Source organism: Rhizobium sp. Nf11,1, from assembly GCF_050587665.1.
In the GTDB taxonomy this organism is placed as follows: domain Bacteria; phylum Pseudomonadota; class Alphaproteobacteria; order Rhizobiales; family Rhizobiaceae; genus Rhizobium.
Genome location: NZ_JBOBHU010000004.1, coordinates 121,763 through 140,114 on the forward strand (window position 1 = coordinate 121,763; position 18,352 = coordinate 140,114).

At 61.7% G+C, this 18,352-nt stretch carries 22 protein-coding genes; 14 read left to right on the forward strand and 8 right to left on the reverse strand.

Going from position 1 to position 18,352, the window contains the following annotated elements:
* Positions 1-9: 9 nt before the first annotated feature.
* The 4 genes from ACQ7C1_RS08410 to ACQ7C1_RS08425 are packed head-to-tail and all read right to left on the reverse strand — an operon-like array spanning position 10 to position 3,258.
* Complete coding sequence (locus ACQ7C1_RS08410; RefSeq protein ID WP_430957957.1) at positions 10-519, reverse strand: chemotaxis protein CheW; 510 nt, start codon at positions 517-519, stop codon at positions 10-12.
* Positions 516-2,567: a chemotaxis protein CheA gene (locus ACQ7C1_RS08415; protein ID WP_430957958.1), complete on the reverse strand. Its 2,052-nt coding sequence runs from the start codon at positions 2,565-2,567 to the stop codon at positions 516-518. The genes ACQ7C1_RS08410 and ACQ7C1_RS08415 overlap by 4 nt, the downstream gene beginning before the upstream one ends.
* A complete protein-coding gene (locus tag ACQ7C1_RS08420; protein ID WP_064804861.1) occupies positions 2,564-2,932 on the reverse strand; it encodes a response regulator in 369 nt (122 codons plus the stop codon). The genes ACQ7C1_RS08415 and ACQ7C1_RS08420 overlap by 4 nt, the downstream gene beginning before the upstream one ends.
* Positions 2,929-3,258, reverse strand: a complete 330-nt coding sequence (locus ACQ7C1_RS08425) for an STAS domain-containing protein (protein ID WP_430957959.1) — start codon at positions 3,256-3,258, stop codon at positions 2,929-2,931. The genes ACQ7C1_RS08420 and ACQ7C1_RS08425 overlap by 4 nt, the downstream gene beginning before the upstream one ends.
* A 339-nt stretch (positions 3,259-3,597) precedes the next feature.
* On the opposite strand from ACQ7C1_RS08425, the gene ACQ7C1_RS08430 reads away from it, so the two are divergent.
* Positions 3,598-5,340, forward strand: coding sequence for a chemotaxis protein (locus tag ACQ7C1_RS08430; protein WP_430957960.1), 1,743 nt, complete (start codon positions 3,598-3,600; stop codon positions 5,338-5,340).
* A 119-nt stretch (positions 5,341-5,459) separates the two neighbouring features.
* On the opposite strand, the gene ACQ7C1_RS08435 is transcribed toward ACQ7C1_RS08430, so the two are convergent.
* Both ACQ7C1_RS08435 and ACQ7C1_RS08440 read right to left on the reverse strand, forming a co-directional pair.
* Positions 5,460-6,542, reverse strand: coding sequence for a tetratricopeptide repeat protein (locus tag ACQ7C1_RS08435; RefSeq protein ID WP_430957961.1), 1,083 nt, complete (start codon positions 6,540-6,542; stop codon positions 5,460-5,462).
* 10 nt (positions 6,543-6,552) lie between these two features.
* Positions 6,553-7,206 carry a thiamine phosphate synthase gene (locus ACQ7C1_RS08440; protein WP_430957962.1) on the reverse strand — a complete coding sequence of 218 codons (654 nt, stop codon included), beginning with the start codon at positions 7,204-7,206 and terminating at the stop codon, positions 6,553-6,555.
* A 107-nt stretch (positions 7,207-7,313) separates the two neighbouring features.
* Between ACQ7C1_RS08440 and ACQ7C1_RS08445 the strand changes: the two genes are divergently transcribed.
* Positions 7,314-8,078 (forward strand): sulfite exporter TauE/SafE family protein, encoded by a 765-nt coding sequence (locus tag ACQ7C1_RS08445; RefSeq protein ID WP_430957963.1) that lies wholly within the window; start codon positions 7,314-7,316, stop codon positions 8,076-8,078.
* 67 nt (positions 8,079-8,145) lie between these two features.
* Entirely contained in the window at positions 8,146-8,406 is a 261-nt protein-coding gene (locus ACQ7C1_RS08450) for an ArsR/SmtB family transcription factor (protein WP_003552646.1), read from the forward strand.
* Between the two features lie 186 nt (positions 8,407-8,592).
* On the opposite strand, the gene ACQ7C1_RS08455 is transcribed toward ACQ7C1_RS08450, so the two are convergent.
* Positions 8,593-8,766 carry a YdcH family protein gene (locus ACQ7C1_RS08455; RefSeq protein ID WP_008533139.1) on the reverse strand — a complete coding sequence of 58 codons (174 nt, stop codon included), beginning with the start codon at positions 8,764-8,766 and terminating at the stop codon, positions 8,593-8,595.
* A gap of 227 nt (positions 8,767-8,993) precedes the next feature.
* On the opposite strand from ACQ7C1_RS08455, the gene ACQ7C1_RS08460 reads away from it, so the two are divergent.
* The 8 genes from ACQ7C1_RS08460 (at position 8,994) to ACQ7C1_RS08495 (ending at position 15,918) form a co-directional block, all read left to right on the forward strand.
* Positions 8,994-9,197, forward strand: a complete 204-nt coding sequence (locus ACQ7C1_RS08460) for a YdcH family protein (protein ID WP_010028538.1) — start codon at positions 8,994-8,996, stop codon at positions 9,195-9,197.
* Positions 9,198-9,213: 16 nt separating this feature from the next.
* Positions 9,214-9,708, forward strand: coding sequence for a 5-(carboxyamino)imidazole ribonucleotide mutase (gene purE, locus ACQ7C1_RS08465; protein ID WP_064811306.1), 495 nt, complete (start codon positions 9,214-9,216; stop codon positions 9,706-9,708).
* Positions 9,705-10,781 (forward strand): 5-(carboxyamino)imidazole ribonucleotide synthase, encoded by a 1,077-nt coding sequence (locus ACQ7C1_RS08470; protein WP_430957964.1) that lies wholly within the window; start codon positions 9,705-9,707, stop codon positions 10,779-10,781. The genes purE and ACQ7C1_RS08470 overlap by 4 nt, the downstream gene beginning before the upstream one ends.
* A gap of 165 nt (positions 10,782-10,946) precedes the next feature.
* Entirely contained in the window at positions 10,947-11,072 is a 126-nt protein-coding gene (gene ykgO, locus ACQ7C1_RS08475) for a type B 50S ribosomal protein L36 (protein WP_003582204.1), read from the forward strand.
* A gap of 107 nt (positions 11,073-11,179) precedes the next feature.
* Positions 11,180-11,794 (forward strand): tetratricopeptide repeat protein, encoded by a 615-nt coding sequence (locus tag ACQ7C1_RS08480; protein ID WP_430957965.1) that lies wholly within the window; start codon positions 11,180-11,182, stop codon positions 11,792-11,794.
* A gap of 111 nt (positions 11,795-11,905) precedes the next feature.
* A complete protein-coding gene (locus tag ACQ7C1_RS08485; RefSeq protein WP_430957966.1) occupies positions 11,906-12,961 on the forward strand; it encodes an alpha/beta fold hydrolase in 1,056 nt (351 codons plus the stop codon).
* A 125-nt stretch (positions 12,962-13,086) separates the two neighbouring features.
* Positions 13,087-14,823: a gamma-glutamyltransferase gene (gene ggt / locus ACQ7C1_RS08490; RefSeq protein ID WP_430957967.1), complete on the forward strand. Its 1,737-nt coding sequence runs from the start codon at positions 13,087-13,089 to the stop codon at positions 14,821-14,823.
* 120 nt (positions 14,824-14,943) lie between these two features.
* Positions 14,944-15,918 (forward strand): threonine ammonia-lyase, encoded by a 975-nt coding sequence (locus tag ACQ7C1_RS08495; RefSeq protein WP_430957968.1) that lies wholly within the window; start codon positions 14,944-14,946, stop codon positions 15,916-15,918.
* Between the two features lie 54 nt (positions 15,919-15,972).
* Here ACQ7C1_RS08495 and ACQ7C1_RS08500 read toward each other — a convergent pair whose 3' ends face one another.
* On the reverse strand, positions 15,973-16,869 hold the full coding sequence (locus tag ACQ7C1_RS08500; protein WP_430957969.1) for a LysR substrate-binding domain-containing protein: 897 nt from the start codon (positions 16,867-16,869) through the stop codon (positions 15,973-15,975).
* A gap of 117 nt (positions 16,870-16,986) precedes the next feature.
* Here ACQ7C1_RS08500 and ACQ7C1_RS08505 point away from each other — a divergent pair, with 117 nt between their 5' ends.
* Genes ACQ7C1_RS08505 through ACQ7C1_RS08515 form a run of 3 tightly spaced genes read left to right on the forward strand, consistent with a single transcriptional unit; the run spans position 16,987 to position 18,352 of the window.
* Positions 16,987-17,406 (forward strand): tautomerase family protein, encoded by a 420-nt coding sequence (locus ACQ7C1_RS08505; protein WP_430957971.1) that lies wholly within the window; start codon positions 16,987-16,989, stop codon positions 17,404-17,406.
* Complete coding sequence (locus ACQ7C1_RS08510; protein ID WP_430957972.1) at positions 17,403-17,804, forward strand: cupin domain-containing protein; 402 nt, start codon at positions 17,403-17,405, stop codon at positions 17,802-17,804. Before ACQ7C1_RS08505 ends, ACQ7C1_RS08510 begins: the two co-directional genes overlap by 4 nt.
* Positions 17,801-18,352 carry a DUF4865 family protein gene (locus tag ACQ7C1_RS08515; protein ID WP_430957973.1) on the forward strand — a complete coding sequence of 184 codons (552 nt, stop codon included), beginning with the start codon at positions 17,801-17,803 and terminating at the stop codon, positions 18,350-18,352. The genes ACQ7C1_RS08510 and ACQ7C1_RS08515 overlap by 4 nt, the downstream gene beginning before the upstream one ends.

An 18,352-nucleotide genomic window follows, 5' to 3' on the forward strand; every position in this document is an offset into this window, starting at 1 on the left:
TTTCCGACGTCAATTGGCGGCCCCCGCCGCGTCATGTCGCGTTGAAAAAATCGCCTGCAGATTCGGGAGAATGATGAACTCTCCACCCCTCTTCACCAGGCAGTTGATGTAGTCGGCGCGCCAGCGCATGCCGACGCTCGGTGGCGCCTCACTCGCGGTTTTTGCGAGTGTCGTCACCTCGTTCACCTTGTCGGTTCTGAGGCCGACGAGCGTCGGCTCACCCTGCAGATCGATCTCGATGACGATAAAGCGGCTATCGATCGTTGCCTCCGCCGCCTCCATCCCGAAAGCGAGACGCAGGTCGGCAAGCGGAATGACCTTGCCGCGGAAGTTGATGACGCTAGCGACGAAGGGCTGACTTCCCGGCACCGCCGTCTCCGGAAGCAGGTCCAGGATCTCCTGGACGATGACCGCCTCCAGCGCAAAGGTTTCGCCGTTGAGATCGAAAGTCAGAACCTCGACTTCCTCGGCATAGCTCCAATGATTGTCGAAGTGTTCGAGTGCTGCTGTTGCATTCATCCTGCTACCCGCATTTGCGCCTCCTGTTGCTGACCCGCGGCAACCAGATGCCCGACGTCGAGAATGAGAGCGACGCTGCCGTCGCCGAGAATGGTGGCGCCCGAAAAGGTCGCCACGTCGTTGTGTAGTTTCGACATCGACTTGATGACAGTCTGATGGTCGCCGATGATCTGGTCGACGACGAGGCCCACGCGCTCCGTGCCGGTCGAGATGACGACGACCTTCTGGTGCACGTCGGGCTTCGTGCCGGTGCGGAAAAGATCCCGCAGGCGCAGGAACGGCACCAGGCTGTCGCGCAGCGAGATGAAGCTGCGGCCGCGCGAGCGCAGATCCTCCTCGAGCGACAGTTCGAGGCATTCCTCAACGGCAGAAAGCGGGATGACGTAACGGCCGGTACCGACACGCACCAATAGGCCGTCGATAATGGCAAGCGTTAGCGGAATGCGCAGCGACACTTCCGAACCCTGTCCGGGCACGCTGACGATATCGATTGCGCCGCGAAGCTCTTCGACCGTCTTCTTGACCACGTCCATGCCGACGCCGCGCCCGGACAGATTGGTGATCGCCGCCGCCGTCGAAAACCCGGGAGCAAAGATCAGTTGCAAGAGCTCGGGATCCGAAAGCGGCTGGCCCGGATGGATGAGGCCGGAGGATTCCGCCTTGGCGCGGACCCGTTCACGGTTGATGCCGCGGCCGTCGTCCTTGATCGAGATAATCACCTCGCCACCGGCCTGACGGGCCGAAAGCGTTACCGTGCCGGCCTTGGCCTTGCCGGCGGCAAGGCGGTCGGCGGGCACTTCGAGGCCGTGATCGATCGAGTTGCGCACCAGGTGCACCAGCGGATCGGCCAGCCGCTCGATAACCGTTTTATCGACCTCGGTGCTCTCGCCTTCCGTCACCAACTCGATCACCTTGCCGGTCTCGCGGGCAAGATCGTGGACGAGGCGGCGGAAACGGGAAAAGAGGGTCGCAACCGGCACCATGCGCAGCACCATCATCGTGTCGCGCAGTTCGCCGGACAGACGTTCGATTTCTTCCGAGACGGAGCGCAGTGCGATATCGGTGCTGGCGCTCGCGAGCTGGCTGAGGCGCGATTGCGCGATCACGAGCTCACCGACGCGGTCCATCAGTTCGTCTAGGCGCTCTGCCGGAACGCGCACGTTCTCGGCAGCCTTCGCCTGGCTGGCGGCGGGTGCCTCACGCTTGACAGCAACCGCTTCGACGGGACGAAATTCCGGCACGGCGGCCGCCGGGACAGGCGCTGGTGGTGCTGAGGCGGCAGCGGCAGGCACCGGCGTTGTTTCAGCCGGAGCGGCCGTTGCCGCTACCGTGCCGTCGATCTCCTCGACGCTGAGTTCCATGTCGTCGAGCACGAAGATGAAGACGTCGTCGATCGCCGAACGGTCCTGCTCGCTCATCAGCGTCACATCCCAGGAAATGTAGAGTTCCGTCGGCGTGAGCTCGTCGAGAGGCGGAATGGCCGAAGTGTCGGCGCGCACGCTGCATTCGCCGAGATCGCGCAGTTCGTCCAGCAGACCGAGCGGATTGGTGCCGTTGGCCATCGAATTGGCCGGCAGACTGAAGCGGATGCGCCAGCTGTTCGTCGTCTTCTTCGCCGACGCCTCCTGCACGGGCACTGCCACGGCCGCCGTCGCCGTGGCGGGCGCCGCAGCCTTGGCGCCGACCGCCGCCTGCAGCTGTGCCAGAAGCTTATGCCCGATGTCGCCGTGATCGGCGTCGGGCCGGTCAACGAGGGCACGCATATGGTCCTGGGCGGCGAGAACGGCGGCGACGAGTTCGCTGGTCGCCGCGACCTCACCTTTTCGGACGCGGTCGAAGGCCGTTTCGCAATGATGGGTGAAGGCGGCGAGCGCCTCGAAACCGAACATCGCGCCCGATCCCTTGAGCGTGTGAAGCCCGCGGAATACCGCGTCGACGAGATCCCTATTGTCGAGTTGGTGAGTGAGGTCGAGAAGACCGGCCTCGATCGCTTCGAGGCATTCGGCAGCCTCCATGCGGAATACGGCGACGGGGTCGAGCGTACTCATCTTCCGAGGACCTTCTTCACGATCTTCACGAGACTTTCCGGGTCAAACGGCTTGGTCAGCCAGCCGGTCGCGCCGGCAGCCTTGGCACGTGCCTTGAGATCGGCGTCAGATTCCGTGGTTAGAAAGATAATCGGAACACCGGCCTGCGCCGGCAGCTTGCGCAATTCCTCGATCATTGTCAGCCCGTCCATGACAGGCATGTTGAGATCGGTCACGATCAGATCGAAGCTGCTGCCCTTTGCCGCCATGAGGCCTTCCGCCCCGTTGACCGCTTCGGTGACGCTGTAGCCGGCATTGGTCAGCGTGACTTTTGTAGTCAGGCGGATGCTGGCGGAATCGTCTACGGTCAGGATGTTGGCACTCATAATGTCACCTCTTTATGCAACCAGAACTTTAAGTCTTCTTGATCGAAAGATTCGATGAAACCGGCGCGCTCAAGTACCTTCAGCAGTGAGCCGCTGACCGGAGAAGAAAGCCTGAACGTCTTTCCGTCAGATTTTGCTTGACGACGCGCTGCCTCGATAAGCTGAATGAAACTAATGTCAGCTTCGGCGTCAGCGATTATGCTGACGACAATGTCATATTTACTATTAAATTCGTCCATAAGCTTGGAATGTAGTTCAGCCACATGACGAATGCTTAGCACACCCGGTAAATTTATAGATTCATAATATTGGCTCTGAGCATCCAATGCAGCCTCCTGGGCCCGAGAAATACTTCGACCCTAAGAGGACTCTCACGACAGCGTTAATGCAGCGTAAACAGCGGTTGTAGAAAACCGACGTGGGTCGCAGTCCGCGACTCCCAATTCTTATCTGGAATAAGTTGTATATTTCTCTGAAAATTTAGAGATAAATAAAGTAAAAACAGAATCTTAAATGGCCCCTTTCGGCCACGCGCTGCACCGGGCGCCTCGTCTCAAACCTTTCATTAATCACAACGGAGGCGAGTCTGGCGCGTTTACCGGACATTTCCATCCTGCCCGTAGAAATAGAGTCAAATGGCCGGCGTTTTAAGAAAAGGTATAAATGTGGCACACGCTCTGGTAACATCCAACGCTGCAGCCTACACATCGGGGCGGGAGATCAGTCAGACCTTGGAATCCGCCCGCTGCCAAGTCGAGGAGCGTTTTCTCGAGGGCGGCTCGGTGCTGCTGTCGGTGATGGATGTCCTCAACCGCTTGCTGAATTCGCTCGAAAGTGTCGCCAAGGCACTCGATGACAACGAGGCGAGCGATACCAGCGCCGATCTCCGCGCCACTGTGGAGAGCCTGCTTGCGTTGCCGGTGGCCGAAGGAAACCGCCAGCAGGCACTCGTCTCGCTGGCGCAAACCGGCAGGGAACTGCGCAAGCATGTCGCCGACATGCAGGAGACGATGCGTTATCTCAGAACCTTTGCCGTGACCGTAAAGATCACCGGCGCCGGCCTTGCCGAATTCGCCGGCTTTGCGCAGGAGATTTTGGAACGTATCTATTCGGGTACCGACGAGGTCAATCGCTTCGCTGCCCATCTCGACAGCCTCGAGAAAGAGGTCAAACTCGCCGCGTCCTTCGGCGTCAGCGTTTCCAAAGGCTACGCCGATACCGTTCCCGCCGTCGCCGAAGCCCTGCGCGACGATGCCGCCAAAATCGCCGAACATCGCAAGAATCTCGGGGTCATCGCCCGTGAGGTCGGCGCGATCGCACGCGGCGTCCAGAGCAAGGTCAGTTCCACTCTATCGGCCCTGCAGATCGGCGATATCACCCGTCAGCGCATCGAGCATGTACAAGCAACCTTTTCGCTGCTTGAAGATTTCCTCACCGGCGAAGATGGCGCCAGGCTCGAGGCCGGTGCGCGCCAGCGTCTCCAGAATGTCGTTCACCATCTGACCGCGGCGCAGATGAGCGACATGTGCGTCAATTTCCAGCGGGATTCGGAGAATGTCGTCAAGACGATTGCGAGTTTCGACCACGACATGCGGGAAATCCTCAAACTGCGCGATCAAATGGGCGCGGAAAGCGGTGAAGCCGGCGGCAACTTCATGCGCGCGCTGGAATCCAGCGTTTCCGCCGCCCACGAGATCGTCAAGCAGGTCGACACGGCAAGCCGGCAGGCCGACCAGGTAAGCCATTCGACAATCGGCACGGCCGCCAAGCTTTCCGAAGCCATCACCAACATCCGCGTCGTCAGGACCGACATCCATTACATGGCTTTGAACACCAATCTGCGCTGCAGCCGGCTTGGAGAGGAAGGCAAATCGATCAATGTCGTCACAGCCGAGTTGCGCATCTTCGCCGGCAAGCTCGACGAATCCGCCGACGCCATCGTCAACGGCCTGCCGGCGCTCGAAGCCGCCGCCGGGCGCGTGGCTCCGGCCACGGACGCCGCGGCCGGCGGGCTGGGCGAGAGCCTGACCTCGGCCGTCGGCAACATCCGTTCCGCGGCCAACGTCATGGAAAACGAGTTGAAGGTGCTCGCCGAGAACGGCCGCGAGGTCGCCACCAAGATCGGTCTGTTGATCGGCAAGCTCGACTTCCAGCACGAACTCGGCGATGTCCTTGCCCGCTGTGCCGATGTGCTCGAAGGCGTCGCCGGCACCGATGTCGCCGATATCTCCGATCTCGCGGAGGCCATCGCACCGCTCGACCGCAAGATCTTCAAGCTCTATACGATGGTCCAGGAGCGCAACATTCATCGCGACATCATCCCGGCAAGCGAGGAGAGCATTCCAGCGCCGGCCGAGACCGCCAAAGTCGAAAATGACGAGGATCTTTTCGCCGACGCGCTTTTCTAAAGCATGTCTCTCGCAAGACTGTGCGGCGGTCTTGCGATAAAGACATAAGGAAAAACCGACGGCAGGATAAGCGAACCTGAAAGATCGCGGCATGCCTTAGAGAATGAAGCGCGCGGCCGCTATCGCCGCCGGAACTTGTTGGCGGCATCGATCGCCGCCTTCTGCTGATCGTCCTCGATCCCGAGATAAAAATCCTCGAGCGAGGGATCGGCAAGCCCGGCACGGCGCGACAGCACATACCACTTCGCCGCCTCGATCGGATTCGGCGGCGTGCCGATGGCGTTGATGTAGAGATGGGCGAGTTTGTTCTGCGCGACGACATTGCCGCCATTGGCGGCAAGTTTCAGCCATTCGAAACCCTTGACATAATCCTTCGGGCCACCGACGCCGTTGACGAGCCAGATGCCGAGATCGAGCTGGGCCGTGTCGAAGCCGGCACGCGCTGCGCGCGCCATCCACTCGCGAGCGAGCTGCTTCTTTTCCTGCGGCAGGTCCTTCAGCGTTCCATAGATCTGCGCCACGGCATACTGCGAATCGGCAATGCCCTGCTCGGCTGATTTCTCGTAGAACGGCAGCGCGAGCTTCAGCCCCTTTTCTCCGGGATTGTCGGCGACGAGGATCTGCGCCCAGTTGAATTCGGCTGAAGGATTGCCGGCTTCGGCGGCCTTGCGCATATAGTCGTCGGCTTTGGCCTTGTCGCGCGGCACACCCTGGCCTTCCATCAGCATCAGCGCATATTTGAACATCGCCGCAGGATCGCCGCCTTCGGCCGCCTTGCCATACCAGAAGGCGGCATTCTTCACGTCCTTCTTCACGCCGAGACCCTGCGACAGGATTTCGCCGATCAGCGTCTGCGCCGCCGGATCGCCGAGCTGGGCGCGCGGCAGCGCCTTGTCCATCGCGGTCAGATAGTAACCGCGCTGAAAGGCGCCGTACGCCTCGTCAATCGGCCCTTTGTAGTCCTTCTCCGGCGGAAGGTCGGGCAGCTTCGCGCCCATGCGGTCGAAAACGCCCACGCCATCCGAGGGCTTCACATCCCCATTGGGGAGCCGGTCGGTGCGAAAGCTTGACGCCGGCGCGGTGCCTGGCTGGCTGATGACGCTGTCCGGTGCCTGCGCCACGGCGATATCAGACCCGCCCGCAGTGAGGGCGACTATGCTGGCAAGCAGATATTTCAAAGGGCGGGCGGGCAGGATCGACATGAGCGGGATTTCAATCCTCAAACCGTGGCGCTTTTTCGTCGAGCAGAGCATTGATCTCGGCAACGATGGACGGTGCTCGGCCGAGCTCCTCGAATACCGCCAGGCGCAGCGCCACGAACTCTGCTCCGGTCTCGGCGACGGCAAGAGCCGACGCCGGATCGGTGCCGCCCATAACGATGCAGGGGATTTCGATCATCGAGGCCCACCATTCGCCCAGCGCAAGGTTCTTGGGATGCGCCTCCGGCTTGATATCCCCATCGAGCTTGCCGAAGAAGATATAATCCGGCCTGACTTCGCCGATCTCCAGCGCATTGTGCCGGTCGCTGGCATTACCGCCGCCGACGATCAGCTTCGGAGCGTGTTTGTCGATCGCCTCCGACAGTGCCTGGGCATTGCCGGTAATATGCAGGCCATCCGCCTTCGCCCGTCCCGCCACGCGGCTGTCGCCTGCAATCAGCGCGGCGGCCCCCGCATCCTGGATCACCGGCACCAGCTTTTCGGCATGTTTCTGGAAGGCGCCGTCGTCGAGCCCGTATTGCGGCACGATGACGGAGGCGACATCGCCGCCCTTCAGCGCATCGGCGACGATCTTTGCCTGTTCATCGGCGTCGGCCATATCGGGGACGATGAGCACTAGGCGGCAGCGGTTTTCGGCTTCGGTCATGAGTCTTTCCGTTTCCTGCGAATTCCCTTCTCGAAATAACGGATCCGCACTCGTTTTGTGTGAGTAGTTCCGTTAGAGGAGGCTTGCAAGAGGAGGACGTCGAAAGCATGCCGCAGGACTTGTCATTCTACTACGCCGCCGTGCCCGCGGTTCTGCTTGTCGGCCTCGCAAAAGGCGGTATGGGCGACGCTTTGTCGCTGATTGGCCTGCCCTTTCTCGCGCTCGCCGTCTCGCCGCTCGAGGCGGCGGCGATCCTGCTGCCGATCCTGGTCTTCATGGACATGATCTCGCTCGTCATCTGGCGCAGGCATGGCGATTGGGCGACGCTGAGGATCATGCTGCCGGGCGCAATTTTCGGCATTGCCCTCGGCTGGGCGACCTCGGCGCTCGTTCCCGGCAACGTCCTTCGCGTCGTCATCGGCGCGGTGACGATCCTCTTCTGCCTCCGCTATTTCTGGAGCAATTTCGGCCCCCGCGCCGGCAAGACGATCCCTCCGCGCGGACAGCGGCCGGTCGCCGCCCGTCTCTGGGGCACATTTTCCGGATATGGCAGCTTCGTCGCCCATGCCGGAGGCGCGCCGTTTCAGATCTATGCCCTACCGCTCAAACTGGAGCCGCGCGAATATACCGGCACCAGCGTGCGCTTCTTCGCAATCCTCAACGCCATCAAGCTCATTCCCTACTTTGCGCTCGGCCAGCTCGACACACAGAACCTTGCGACCTCGGCCACGCTCCTGCCTTTCGCGCCGCTCGCCACTCTTGCCGGCGCCTGGTGCGTGCGCCGCATGAAGCCGCAGATCTTTTATCCCTTCATGTATATGATGGCGCTGATCGCAGCCCTTCTGATCACGCGAGAGGGCCTCGGCTGGTAAGCGCGGCGGCACGCTGCAATGCACAATTTCCTTGCTGCATCGGCCGGTTTGACGTAGCGTTTCCGCCATGTCGAACACGGACCCTTTCTCTGCGATTGCCGACCCGAACCGGCGCTTTCTGCTGGAGGAGTTGCGGCGCGCGCCGCGCACCGTCAACGAGCTTGCCGAGGGCCTGCCGATCAGTCGTCCTGCTGTCTCGCAGCACCTGAAGGCCCTGCTCGACAGCAATCTTGTCTCCGTGACCTCGGAAGGTACGAAACGCATCTATGCGGTCAACAACCGCGGCTTTGACAAGCTCAATCTGTGGCTGGATCAGTTCTGGGCCTGACTCCCATGACGCCCTGACGCACTCATTATCGCCATTGGCGACACGCAGACGCAAATGCGCCAGCCGCGACGTCACAAAGCATCGGGCTGGCGCAATTCTGGTGTAATCACCGGTTCTTGCAAATTTTAGGCGGAATGGATGGATTTACCTCGTGCGCAAGATGATCGCCGGCGACCCTTGGGAAGATTAATGGACGGATGACTTGAGACGCTGAATCTCGTCCTTGATGCGCAGCTTGCGGCGCTTGCATTCGGCAATTTCTGTATCGGAGATAGAGGGAGCTGTTCTGAGAGCATGTAACTCCTCCTCGAGAGCGACATGCTTTTTCTGGAGTGATTCAAGATGAGCTTCAACTGTCATTTGACCCTTCCTTCCTCTTACCCTCCCCGACCATCTCGTCGGGGATCAAGGTGTCAACGGGGCGGACTGTGACATATTTTTGACGGCTTGTCGAAGGCCAAAAGATGAAGATGCGATGGCAAATTCATGATCAAGACTAACTAGCCGTTACCCGTATTTGGTGATAGGAGCTTGCGGAAATCATCGGCAGATCGGACAAGGTCCGAGGACGATAACGGGGAATGCATATGGCCGATCAGGAACAGGCGGAAATCAGGCTCATGGTGGCGCGTCTGCGCCAGGAGCACGAGGATTTCGACGCTGCGATCAACGCCATGATCGAGACCGGATGCGACGCTCTGCGAATCCAGCGCATGAAGAAGAAGAAGCTCGTCATCAAGGACAAGCTCTCCAAGCTGGAAGACCAGATCGTTCCCGATATCATTGCCTGAAAGGAACGGTCGCAGGATGACAGATAGACCACTCGTCGCCATCATCATGGGCAGCCAATCCGATTGGGAAACCATGAAGAACGCGGCCGACACGCTGGAAGCGCTGGAAATCGCTTATGATGCGCGCATCATCTCAGCGCACCGTACGCCCGAGCGCATGATGAATTTCGCCAAGGGCGCGCGCGCGGAAGGCTTCAAGGTCATCATCGCCGGCGCCGGCGGTGCGGCGCATCTGCCGGGCATGACCGCATCGATGACGCCGCTGCCGGTCTTCGGCGTCCCGGTTCAGTCGAAGACCATGTCAGGCCAGGACAGCCTTCTTTCCATCGTGCAGATGCCGGCCGGCATTCCGGTTGGGACCCTCGCGATCGGCAAGGCGGGTGCGGTCAACGCGGCTCTTCTCGCGGCCGCCGTGCTGGCCCTTTCCGACGAAGAGATTGCCGACAGGCTCGACGAATGGCGCGAGCGCCAGAGTGCTGCCGTCGCCGAATATCCAATGGACGACCAATGACCATAGGAACGATCGGCATTGTCGGCGGCGGCCAGCTCGGTCGCATGCTGGCCATCGCCGCCGCCAAATTGAATTTCCGCACTGTCATCCTCGAGCCGCAGCTCGACTGCCCCGCCGCCCAACTGGCGAACCGGCAGATCGTCGCCGCCTATGACGATCCGGCGGCGCTGGCCGAACTGGCAGACGCCTGCGACGTCGTCACCTACGAATTCGAGAATGTGCCCGTCGCCGCCGCCGAAGCGCTCTCGGCAAGCATCGCCGTCTATCCGCCTGCCAAGGCGCTCGAGGCCGCCCAGGATCGGCTCGTCGAAAAACGCTTCCTCAACGGCTGCGACATATCAACCGCTCGCTTTCATGCGGTCGACAGCCAGGCTGATCTAGAAACAGCGCTGAAGGATTTCGGCGGCAAGGGTGTACTGAAGACCCGCCGTCTCGGTTATGACGGCAAGGGGCAGAAGGTTTTCCGCTCGCCCGCTGACAATCCCGACGGCGCCTATGCCGCGCTCGGGGCCGTGCCGCTCATCCTCGAAAGCTTCGTCGCCTTCGAGCGCGAGGTCTCGATCATCGCCGCCCGCGCCGCGGACGGGACGGTCGTCTGCTTCGATCCCGCCGAGAATGTCCACCGCAACGGCATCCTCCACACCTCGACCGTTCCGGCCGCAATCTCGGCGACGACAGCGGAGGCTGCTCGTCAATCGGCCGAAAAGATTCTCGCCGCGTTGAACTATGTCGGCGTGATCGGCATCGAATTCTTCGTGCTCGCCGACGGTGGCCTGATCGCCAACGAGATGGCGCCGCGCGTCCACAATTCCGGTCATTGGACGGAAGCCGCCTGCGTCGTCAGCCAGTTCGAGCAGCATATCCGCGCTGTCGCCGGCCTGCCGCTCGGCAATGGCGAGCGGCACTCCGACTGCGTCATGCAGAATCTGGTCGGCGATGATGTCCTTGCCGTTCGCGACTGGCTGCAGCGTCCCGACACGCTGGTTCACCTCTATGGCAAGAATGAGTGGCGCCCCGGCCGCAAGATGGGTCATGTCACGACATTGGCGCCGAAATTGCCGGTTTCGCAGTGAGAAAATGACCGTGCGGCTTGGGAAAAACATCGTCACGCGGTTGACACGCTGGAGGTGACGGGGTATCTGCACCCCCACCTAAAGAGCGCGCCCCGACGGCGCGCTTTTGATTGTTAAAGTTACGGGCGAATGTGAATTCCCCCATAGAGATCGCGGATCAGAAAAATGAAGATCAAGAATTCGCTCAAGTCGCTCAAGGCTCGTCACCGTGACAACCGTCTGGTTCGTCGCAAGGGCCGCATCTACATCATCAACAAGCTGAACCCGCGCTACAAGGCTCGTCAGGGCTGATTGCGCGCATCCGGATCGTGCGGCGCGCAGATTGCGTCGACGGACATCCGGTGGTCGCTGCGGTGATCACGTCTATTTTGTTTGATCTTCGGCACTGGCGGACTAATATGTCCGCCATGCGCTTTTTTGCTTTGACGTCAGCGGTGCTGCCACTCGCCTTCATCCTCTCCACTTCCCCGTTTCCGGCCGCCGCGGCGGAAAAGAACGTCATTGTCGAGCGGAGGGATGCCAGTAGTTCGCCGAAGCAGCGTCTCGATCAGCTCTTCAGCCAGTTGAAGCGCGAGCGTGATCCCGACAAGGCCAGCAGTATCGCCAATGAAATTCGTCTGGAATGGAATGATTCCGGCAGTGCGACCGTGAACCTGCTGATGCAATGGGCCGACAAGGCGATCGAGGAAAAACGCAATCCCGCCGCTCTCGATTTCCTCGACGAGGCGATTGCCCTAAAGCCCGATTATGCCGAGAGCTGGAATCGCCGCGCCACGCTGAATTTCGTCATGGGCAATTATCGCAAGTCGATGTCCGACATCGAGCATGTGCTGGATATCGAGCCGCGCCATTTCGGCGCGCTCTCCGGCATGGCCGCGATCCTCAGCAATTCCGGGAATGATCAATTGACCCTGAAGGCCTGGGAACGGTTCCTCGATATCTATCCCGCCGATCGCACCGCGCAGGAGCAGGTCAACATACTTGCGGAAAAACTGGCCGGCAATCGAACCTGAAGCCGGCTCACCGAGCTTGACCTGCGGCCAGAGCGCGCAATTTTAGAACTGTCGCGGGATGTTTGACATAACCGTCCCCCGCAAAACCCACCGACTGTCGCCTTTAAGATCATGCTTGCCGAAGTTTCCGCTCTTCTCGCCCCGCTCGCCGCCGCCATCGGTTACTCCTCTTACAAGGCGCGGCAATTCGAACAGACCTATCCGAATATCGGCGAGTTAACGGATGTCGGCGGCTGCCGCATGAACGCCGTCCATGTCAAGCGTCCCGAAAATGCGGACCTGCCGGCGCTCGTCTTCATTCACGGCGCCAGCGGCAATCTGCTCGATCAGATCGTCGCTTTTCGCGCACCGCTCGAGGGCCGGGCGGAAATGCTGTTCGTCGATCGTCCCGGTCACGGTTATTCCGAGCGCGGCGGCCCTGAGAACGCCGTACCCTCGGGCCAGGCCGATGCAATCGCCCGGCTGATGGAAAGGCGCGGCATCGAGAAGGCGATCATCGTCGGCCATTCCTTCGGCGGCGCGATCACCGCCGCCTTCTGCCTGCGCCACCCGGATAAAACCGCCGGCCTGCTCTTCCTCGCACCCGCCACCCATCCGTGGCCCGGCGGCATCGACTGGTATTATCATGTGGCGACCGTGCCGGTCATCGGTTGGCTCTTCAACCACGCCATCGTCATTCCGCTTGGACTGAGCCGGCTGGAGCGCGGCACGCTGAATGTCTTCCGTCCCAATCCACGCCCTGCCGACTACATCGAAAAAACCGGCCCGTCGCTGGTGCTGCGGCCGCGCACCTTCCACAACAATGCAGCCGATTTCAAAAGACTGCTCGCCTATGTGAAGGAGCAGTCGCCGCTCTATTCGCAGATCACCGCGCCGACCGTCATCATCACAGGCGACCGCGACGAGATCGTCTGGGAACACCTGCATTCGCGTGGCCTTGCCCGCGATATAGCAGGCTCCGAACTCGTTACGGTCCGCGGCGTCGGCCATAAGCCGGATTATCTCGCCACCGACGTCGCCATCGCCGCCATGGAAAAGATCGCCGGCGAGCCGCGCGACCTTCAGGCGGCCGCCCGCCGGGCCGAAGAAAGGCTCGCCGCCTCTCTGCATAGTCCGGCGGTCCAAACCCAGCCGTCGCTGATGCCGGGGGCTCTCCACGGCGTTTGATCTCTCCGGCGGTGTTCCTCTCGGGACATTCGCTCCGCTTCCTCGCACAAAGCCTGCTCCTTGCATTGCCGCGGGCCGCAGCAGCCCCATATGTCTTTCCGTTGTTGTCCATAGGAGGGGAAATCATGGGCCGGCTGCATATCGGGACGATCTCCGTCATATCGGCATTGTCGCTAACTCTGACGACGGCCTTCGCGGCCTCGCCCGCACCGGTCGAAGCCGAACACGGGATGGTCGTCACCGCCCAGCATCTGGCGACCGATGTCGGCGTCGAGGTGCTGAAGAGCGGCGGCAACGCCGTCGATGCAGCGGTCGCCGTCGGTTATGCACTGGCGGTCGTCTATCCCTCGGCCGGCAATCTCGGCGGCGGCGGCTTCATGACCATCCGCCTGAAAGACGGCACCAAGACCTTCCTCGATTTCCGCGAACGCGCGCCGCTCGCCGCGACAAAGACCATGTATCTCGATGCTAAGGGCGATATTGTGCCGCGGGCCAGCCTTGATGGCTATCTCGCCGTCGGCGTTCCGGGCTCCGTCATGGGTTTCGAGACGGCTCGCGAGAAATACGGCACCCGCTCACGCCAGGATCTGATCGCTCCCGCGCTCCGCTTCGCCAAGGAGGGCTATACGCTGGAACAGGGTGACGCGGCGATCCTTGCCGGCAGCACCAAGCGCCTTGCCAAGGACGAGACGGCGGCGAAGATTTTCCTGAAACCGGACGGCAAGCCCTATGGCTCCGGCGAAAAGCTTGCGCAGCCGGATCTCGCTGCAGTCCTGGCGGCCATTTCGGAAAAAGGACCGGACGCCTTCTATAAGGCTTCCCCCGCCGAGGCGATCGTAAAAGCGAGCCAGGCCAAGGGCGGCATCCTCGCCAAGGAGGACTTCGAGCAATATGCCGTGCGCGAGCTGAAGCCGATCGAGTGCAATTACCGCGGCTATGACATCATCTCCTCGCCGCCACCCTCTTCCGGCGGCGTGATCATATGCGAGATCCTCAACGTCCTCGAAGGTTATCCGCTCTCCTATCTCGGCTACGCCTCGGCTGAAACCGTGCATGTGATGGTCGAGGCGATGCGCTACGCCTATGTCGACCGCAACGCGGCCCTCGGCGATCCCGATTTCGTCGATAATCCGGTCGAAAAACTGCTCGACAAGAGCTACGCCAAGGAGATCGCAGCAAAGATCGATCCCTACAAGGCCGGGACTTCGGCCAACCTGGAACCGCTCGGCGGCAAGGAAAGCAACGAGACGACCCACTATTCGATCATTGACGACGAGGGCAATGCGGTTGCCGTGACCTATACACTGAACGGCTCCTTCGGCGCAGCGGTCGTGGCACCCGGCACCGGCATTCTGCTCAACAACGAGATGGACGATTTCACCTCCAAGCCGGGTGTGCCGAACCTTTATGGCCTCGTTCAGGGCGAAGCCAACGCCATCGCTCCGAAGAAGACGCCGCTCTCCTCGATGAGCCCGACGATCGTCACCCGCGACGGCAAGCCCTTCATGGTGATCGGCAGCCCCGGCGGTTCGCGCATCATAACCATCACGCTGGAGGCGATTTTGAATGTCGTCGATTTTGGCATGGATATCAGCCAGGCAGTCAACGCACCGCGGCTTCATCACCAATGGCAGCCCGACAAGGTCTATCTCGAGCCCTATGCGCTCTCGCCGGATACGGAAAAGACGCTTGCGGCAATGGGCTATAGCTTCGACGGCGGCAACGACGCGCCGCTCTGGGGCCAGGCCGCTGGCATCCTCGTTGGCGGCAAAAGCCTTGCCGCCATCGAAAAGGGCGGCGGCGCTCGTTACAACGGCGCCATGGACGCCCGCGCGACAGAAGGCTCGGCGGGCGGCTATTGACGGTCGGCGAGCCGCCGGGCATTGCGCATGGTCATTCATGTCACGGTGACAAAGTCGCCGTTCACAAACCGTTTGCCCCGTCCTATGCATGAGCGACGCCGCAAGCAGGACGATTCTCGAATGGTCAGCATTGAAATGATTGTTGCCGCCCGCGCTCGACTGCGTGGTCGCGCGCGCCGCACGCCGCTTCTCTCCTCCCCCTTCCTGGACGAGATCGCCGGCCGGCGCCTGTTCGTGAAGGCGGAATGTCTGCAGCATTCGGGTTCCTTCAAGTTTCGCGGCGGCTGGTCTGCCGTCTCCGGGCTCGACCCGGCAGTACGCGCACGCGGCGTCATCGCCTTCTCCTCGGGCAATCATGCGCAGGGCGTCGCTCTTGCCGCCAAGCTGCACGGCGTGCCCGCCGTCATCATCATGCCGAGCGATGCGCCGAAGCTGAAGATCGCCAATACCCGCGCCTTTGGCGCCGAGGTCGTACTCTACGACCGCGCCAACGAGGATCGCGACGAAATCGGCGCCCGCCTCTCCGCCGAGCGCGGCCTGACGCTGATCAAACCTTTCGACGAACCGCTTGTCATCGCCGGTCAGGGCACGACTGGTCTCGAAATCTCCGAACAGGCGGAAGAAGAAGGTATAACGGAAGCCGAGGTGCTCGTTCCCTGCGGCGGCGGCGGACTGACGTCAGGCATCGCGCTCGCCCTCGAAGCCAGCGCCCCCGGCTTTCGCGTCCGTCCCTGCGAGCCCAGGGACTTCGACGATACCACCCGCTCGCTCGCCTCCGGCAGGATCGAACGCAACGCCTCGATGTCGGGTTCGATCTGCGATGCGATCATCACACCGGAGCCGGGCAGGATCACCTTCCCGATCTTGAAGCGCCTCGCCGGCGCCGGCATCGTCGTCACCGACGACGAGGCGCTGCGCGCCATTGCGCTGGCCTTCGTCAGATTGAAGATTGTCGTCGAGCCGGGCGGCGCCGTGGCGCTGGCTGCCGCCCTCTTCCACGGCGAGGCGCTGGAAAGCGATACCGTCGTCGCCGTCACCTCCGGCGGCAATGTGGATACCGACATCTTCGCTATGGCGTTGGAACGCTTCGGCTGAATAACAGGGCGGATTCATTGATCGGGGCCTGCGCTCGCAGAGGCAAGCGAGAGATCAGCCTGCCGTCCCGTGCAGCGCGCCATGCACGGACTGTAGAACCAGTTCGCCAAGCCGCGCCGCAGCTGGTTGCAGCTCAGCTTCGGCTCTATGCAGCACCAGGCCGAGCTTCGGCAGCTCAGGCAGGCCGATTGCCTCTGGCGCAAGCGCCCGGACCTTTGCCGGCAGGCCGATCGGCGTGCGGATGGTCAAACCGAGGCCCGCCGCCGTCGCTGCCCAGAGGCCGCCGAGACTGGGGCTGACGAATGCGAGCCGCCAGGAGATTCCCGCCGCGTCGAGCGCCTTGGTCGCCGCACTGCGCAACAGGCACGGCGCCTCCAGCGAGGCAAGCGGCATCGGCTCGCCGCTTGCCACATGCCAGCCGGGCTGTCCCTCGGCAGGCCCGATCCAGCACATCGGCACTTCGCCGATGCGCTCGCAATGCGCCGTCAATTTCCCGTCGCTCCAGGCGAGTGCCAAATCGAGCTTGCCTGAGGTGACCCGCTGGAGAAGTTCGGCATTGCGCACCACCCGCGCCTCGATGCGGACTTTCGGGTGGGCCCGCGCGAAACGGCCAAGCACCTCAGGCAACAAGCTCTCGCCGAAATCCTCCTGCAGACCCAGTCGCACCCAGCCTTCCAGCTCAATGCTGTGCACGGCCGCCGCCGCCTCGTCATTGAGCTCCAGCAACCGTCTGGCATAACCGAGCATCGTTTCGCCGGCATCGGTCAGCGCCAGCCCGCGACCCGCCTTGCGGAAGATTGGGGTGCCAGCCTGTTCCTCCAGCTTCTTCAGCTGCGCGCTGACCGCTGACGTCGAACGCCCAAGCTTTTCCGCCGCCTTGGCGAAATTGCCGAGCTCCATGCCGGTCGAAAAGGTCCGCAGCACATCGAGATCGAAGATCGTTCGCCGCATCGTATTGTTCCAAATTTTGGGATATTTGATCCATAAAATTCTGATTTTCAGCATCATCCTGTGCTGCGATGATGCTGTTGTCAAGGCCGCCGGACGGCCCGAACCATGGAGATCCCAATGCCCTTCGTTCGCGTCTCTCTTCGCAAAGGCAAGTCACAGGAATATCTCGCAGCGCTTGCCGACAACGTCCAGCGCGCACTGGTCGAGACCTTCGACGTGCCCGAAAACGACCGCTTCCAAGCCATCCATCAGCATGATGAGAATGAACTGATCTTCGACCGCAGCTATCTTGCCGGCCCTCGCTCGGACGATTTCGTCTATATCTCGGTCACGATCGGCCGGCCGCGAACGGGGGAGATGAAAGCAGCGCTGTATCGGCGGCTCGCCGAGCTGCTGACCCAATCGCCGGGCCTTCGGCCGGAAGACGTGATGATCGTCGTCAGCACCAGCGCGCCTGAGGACTGGTCCTTCGGCAACGGGATCGCCCAAATGACCGATCCAGACTGGCGGCTGCAGATAGCCGGAGGCCGGCAATGAGCGCTTCGAACCCGAAATCGATGACCGTCAGGCGACCTGGTAATGTGACCCGCTCGCCCGAAGGCGTGGCAACCGCGCCCTTCTGGGTTGAGATGCTGCTCGAAGGCACCGACGGCGAAAATACCGCGGTGCGTGCCACGCTCGATCCGGGCACCATCACCCGCTGGCACACCCATCCCAAGGGGCAGTTGCTCTATGTCCTTGTGGGACAGGGCCTGGCACAGAATGAGGGCGGCTCGGTTGAGGAATTGCGTGCCGGCGATGCGGTTTGGTTTGCGCCCGGCGAACGCCACTGGCATGGCGCCGCCGCTGACAGCCCGTTCACTTATATCAGCATCCAGCCGGCGGAAAATGGCAGCTTTGTCGAATGGCTGGATCCAGTGGAGGCACGGCCATGATCGCTATGCAATACAGCTTTACCCTGCCGGCCGATTACGACATGTCGATCATCGACCGCCGCATCCGCGACAAGGGGCCGTTGCTCGACGGCTTCCCCAATCTCGGCTTCAAAGCCTATCTCAGCGCCCGCATCAGCGAATTCGGCAGCCGCGACAACCTGTATGCGCCCTTCTACCTCTGGCGGAGGCCGGAACGCGCAGGCGACTTCCTCTGCGGCACGGGTTTCCAGGCGCTCACCAGTGCCTTCGGCTGGCCGCAGGTGAAGACCTGGATCGTGTGGGAGGCGCAAATCTCGCCCGATATCGCCGCTGCCGCCTTCGCAACCCGCAATATTCTGCAGACTGAAGCCCATGCACCGCTTGCCGATCTCCGGCGGGCCGAAATCGCAGAGGCCGAAGCCGATCTGGCGGCAGGCGCACTCGCCTCCGTCTCCGGCTTCGAACCGACGACTTGGACCCGCATACGCTTCAGCTTGTGGCGGGAGCCTCCCGAGATCGGCGATGACGCGCAGACCTACCGCGTCGGCCATATGTCCTTGGCCCGATGA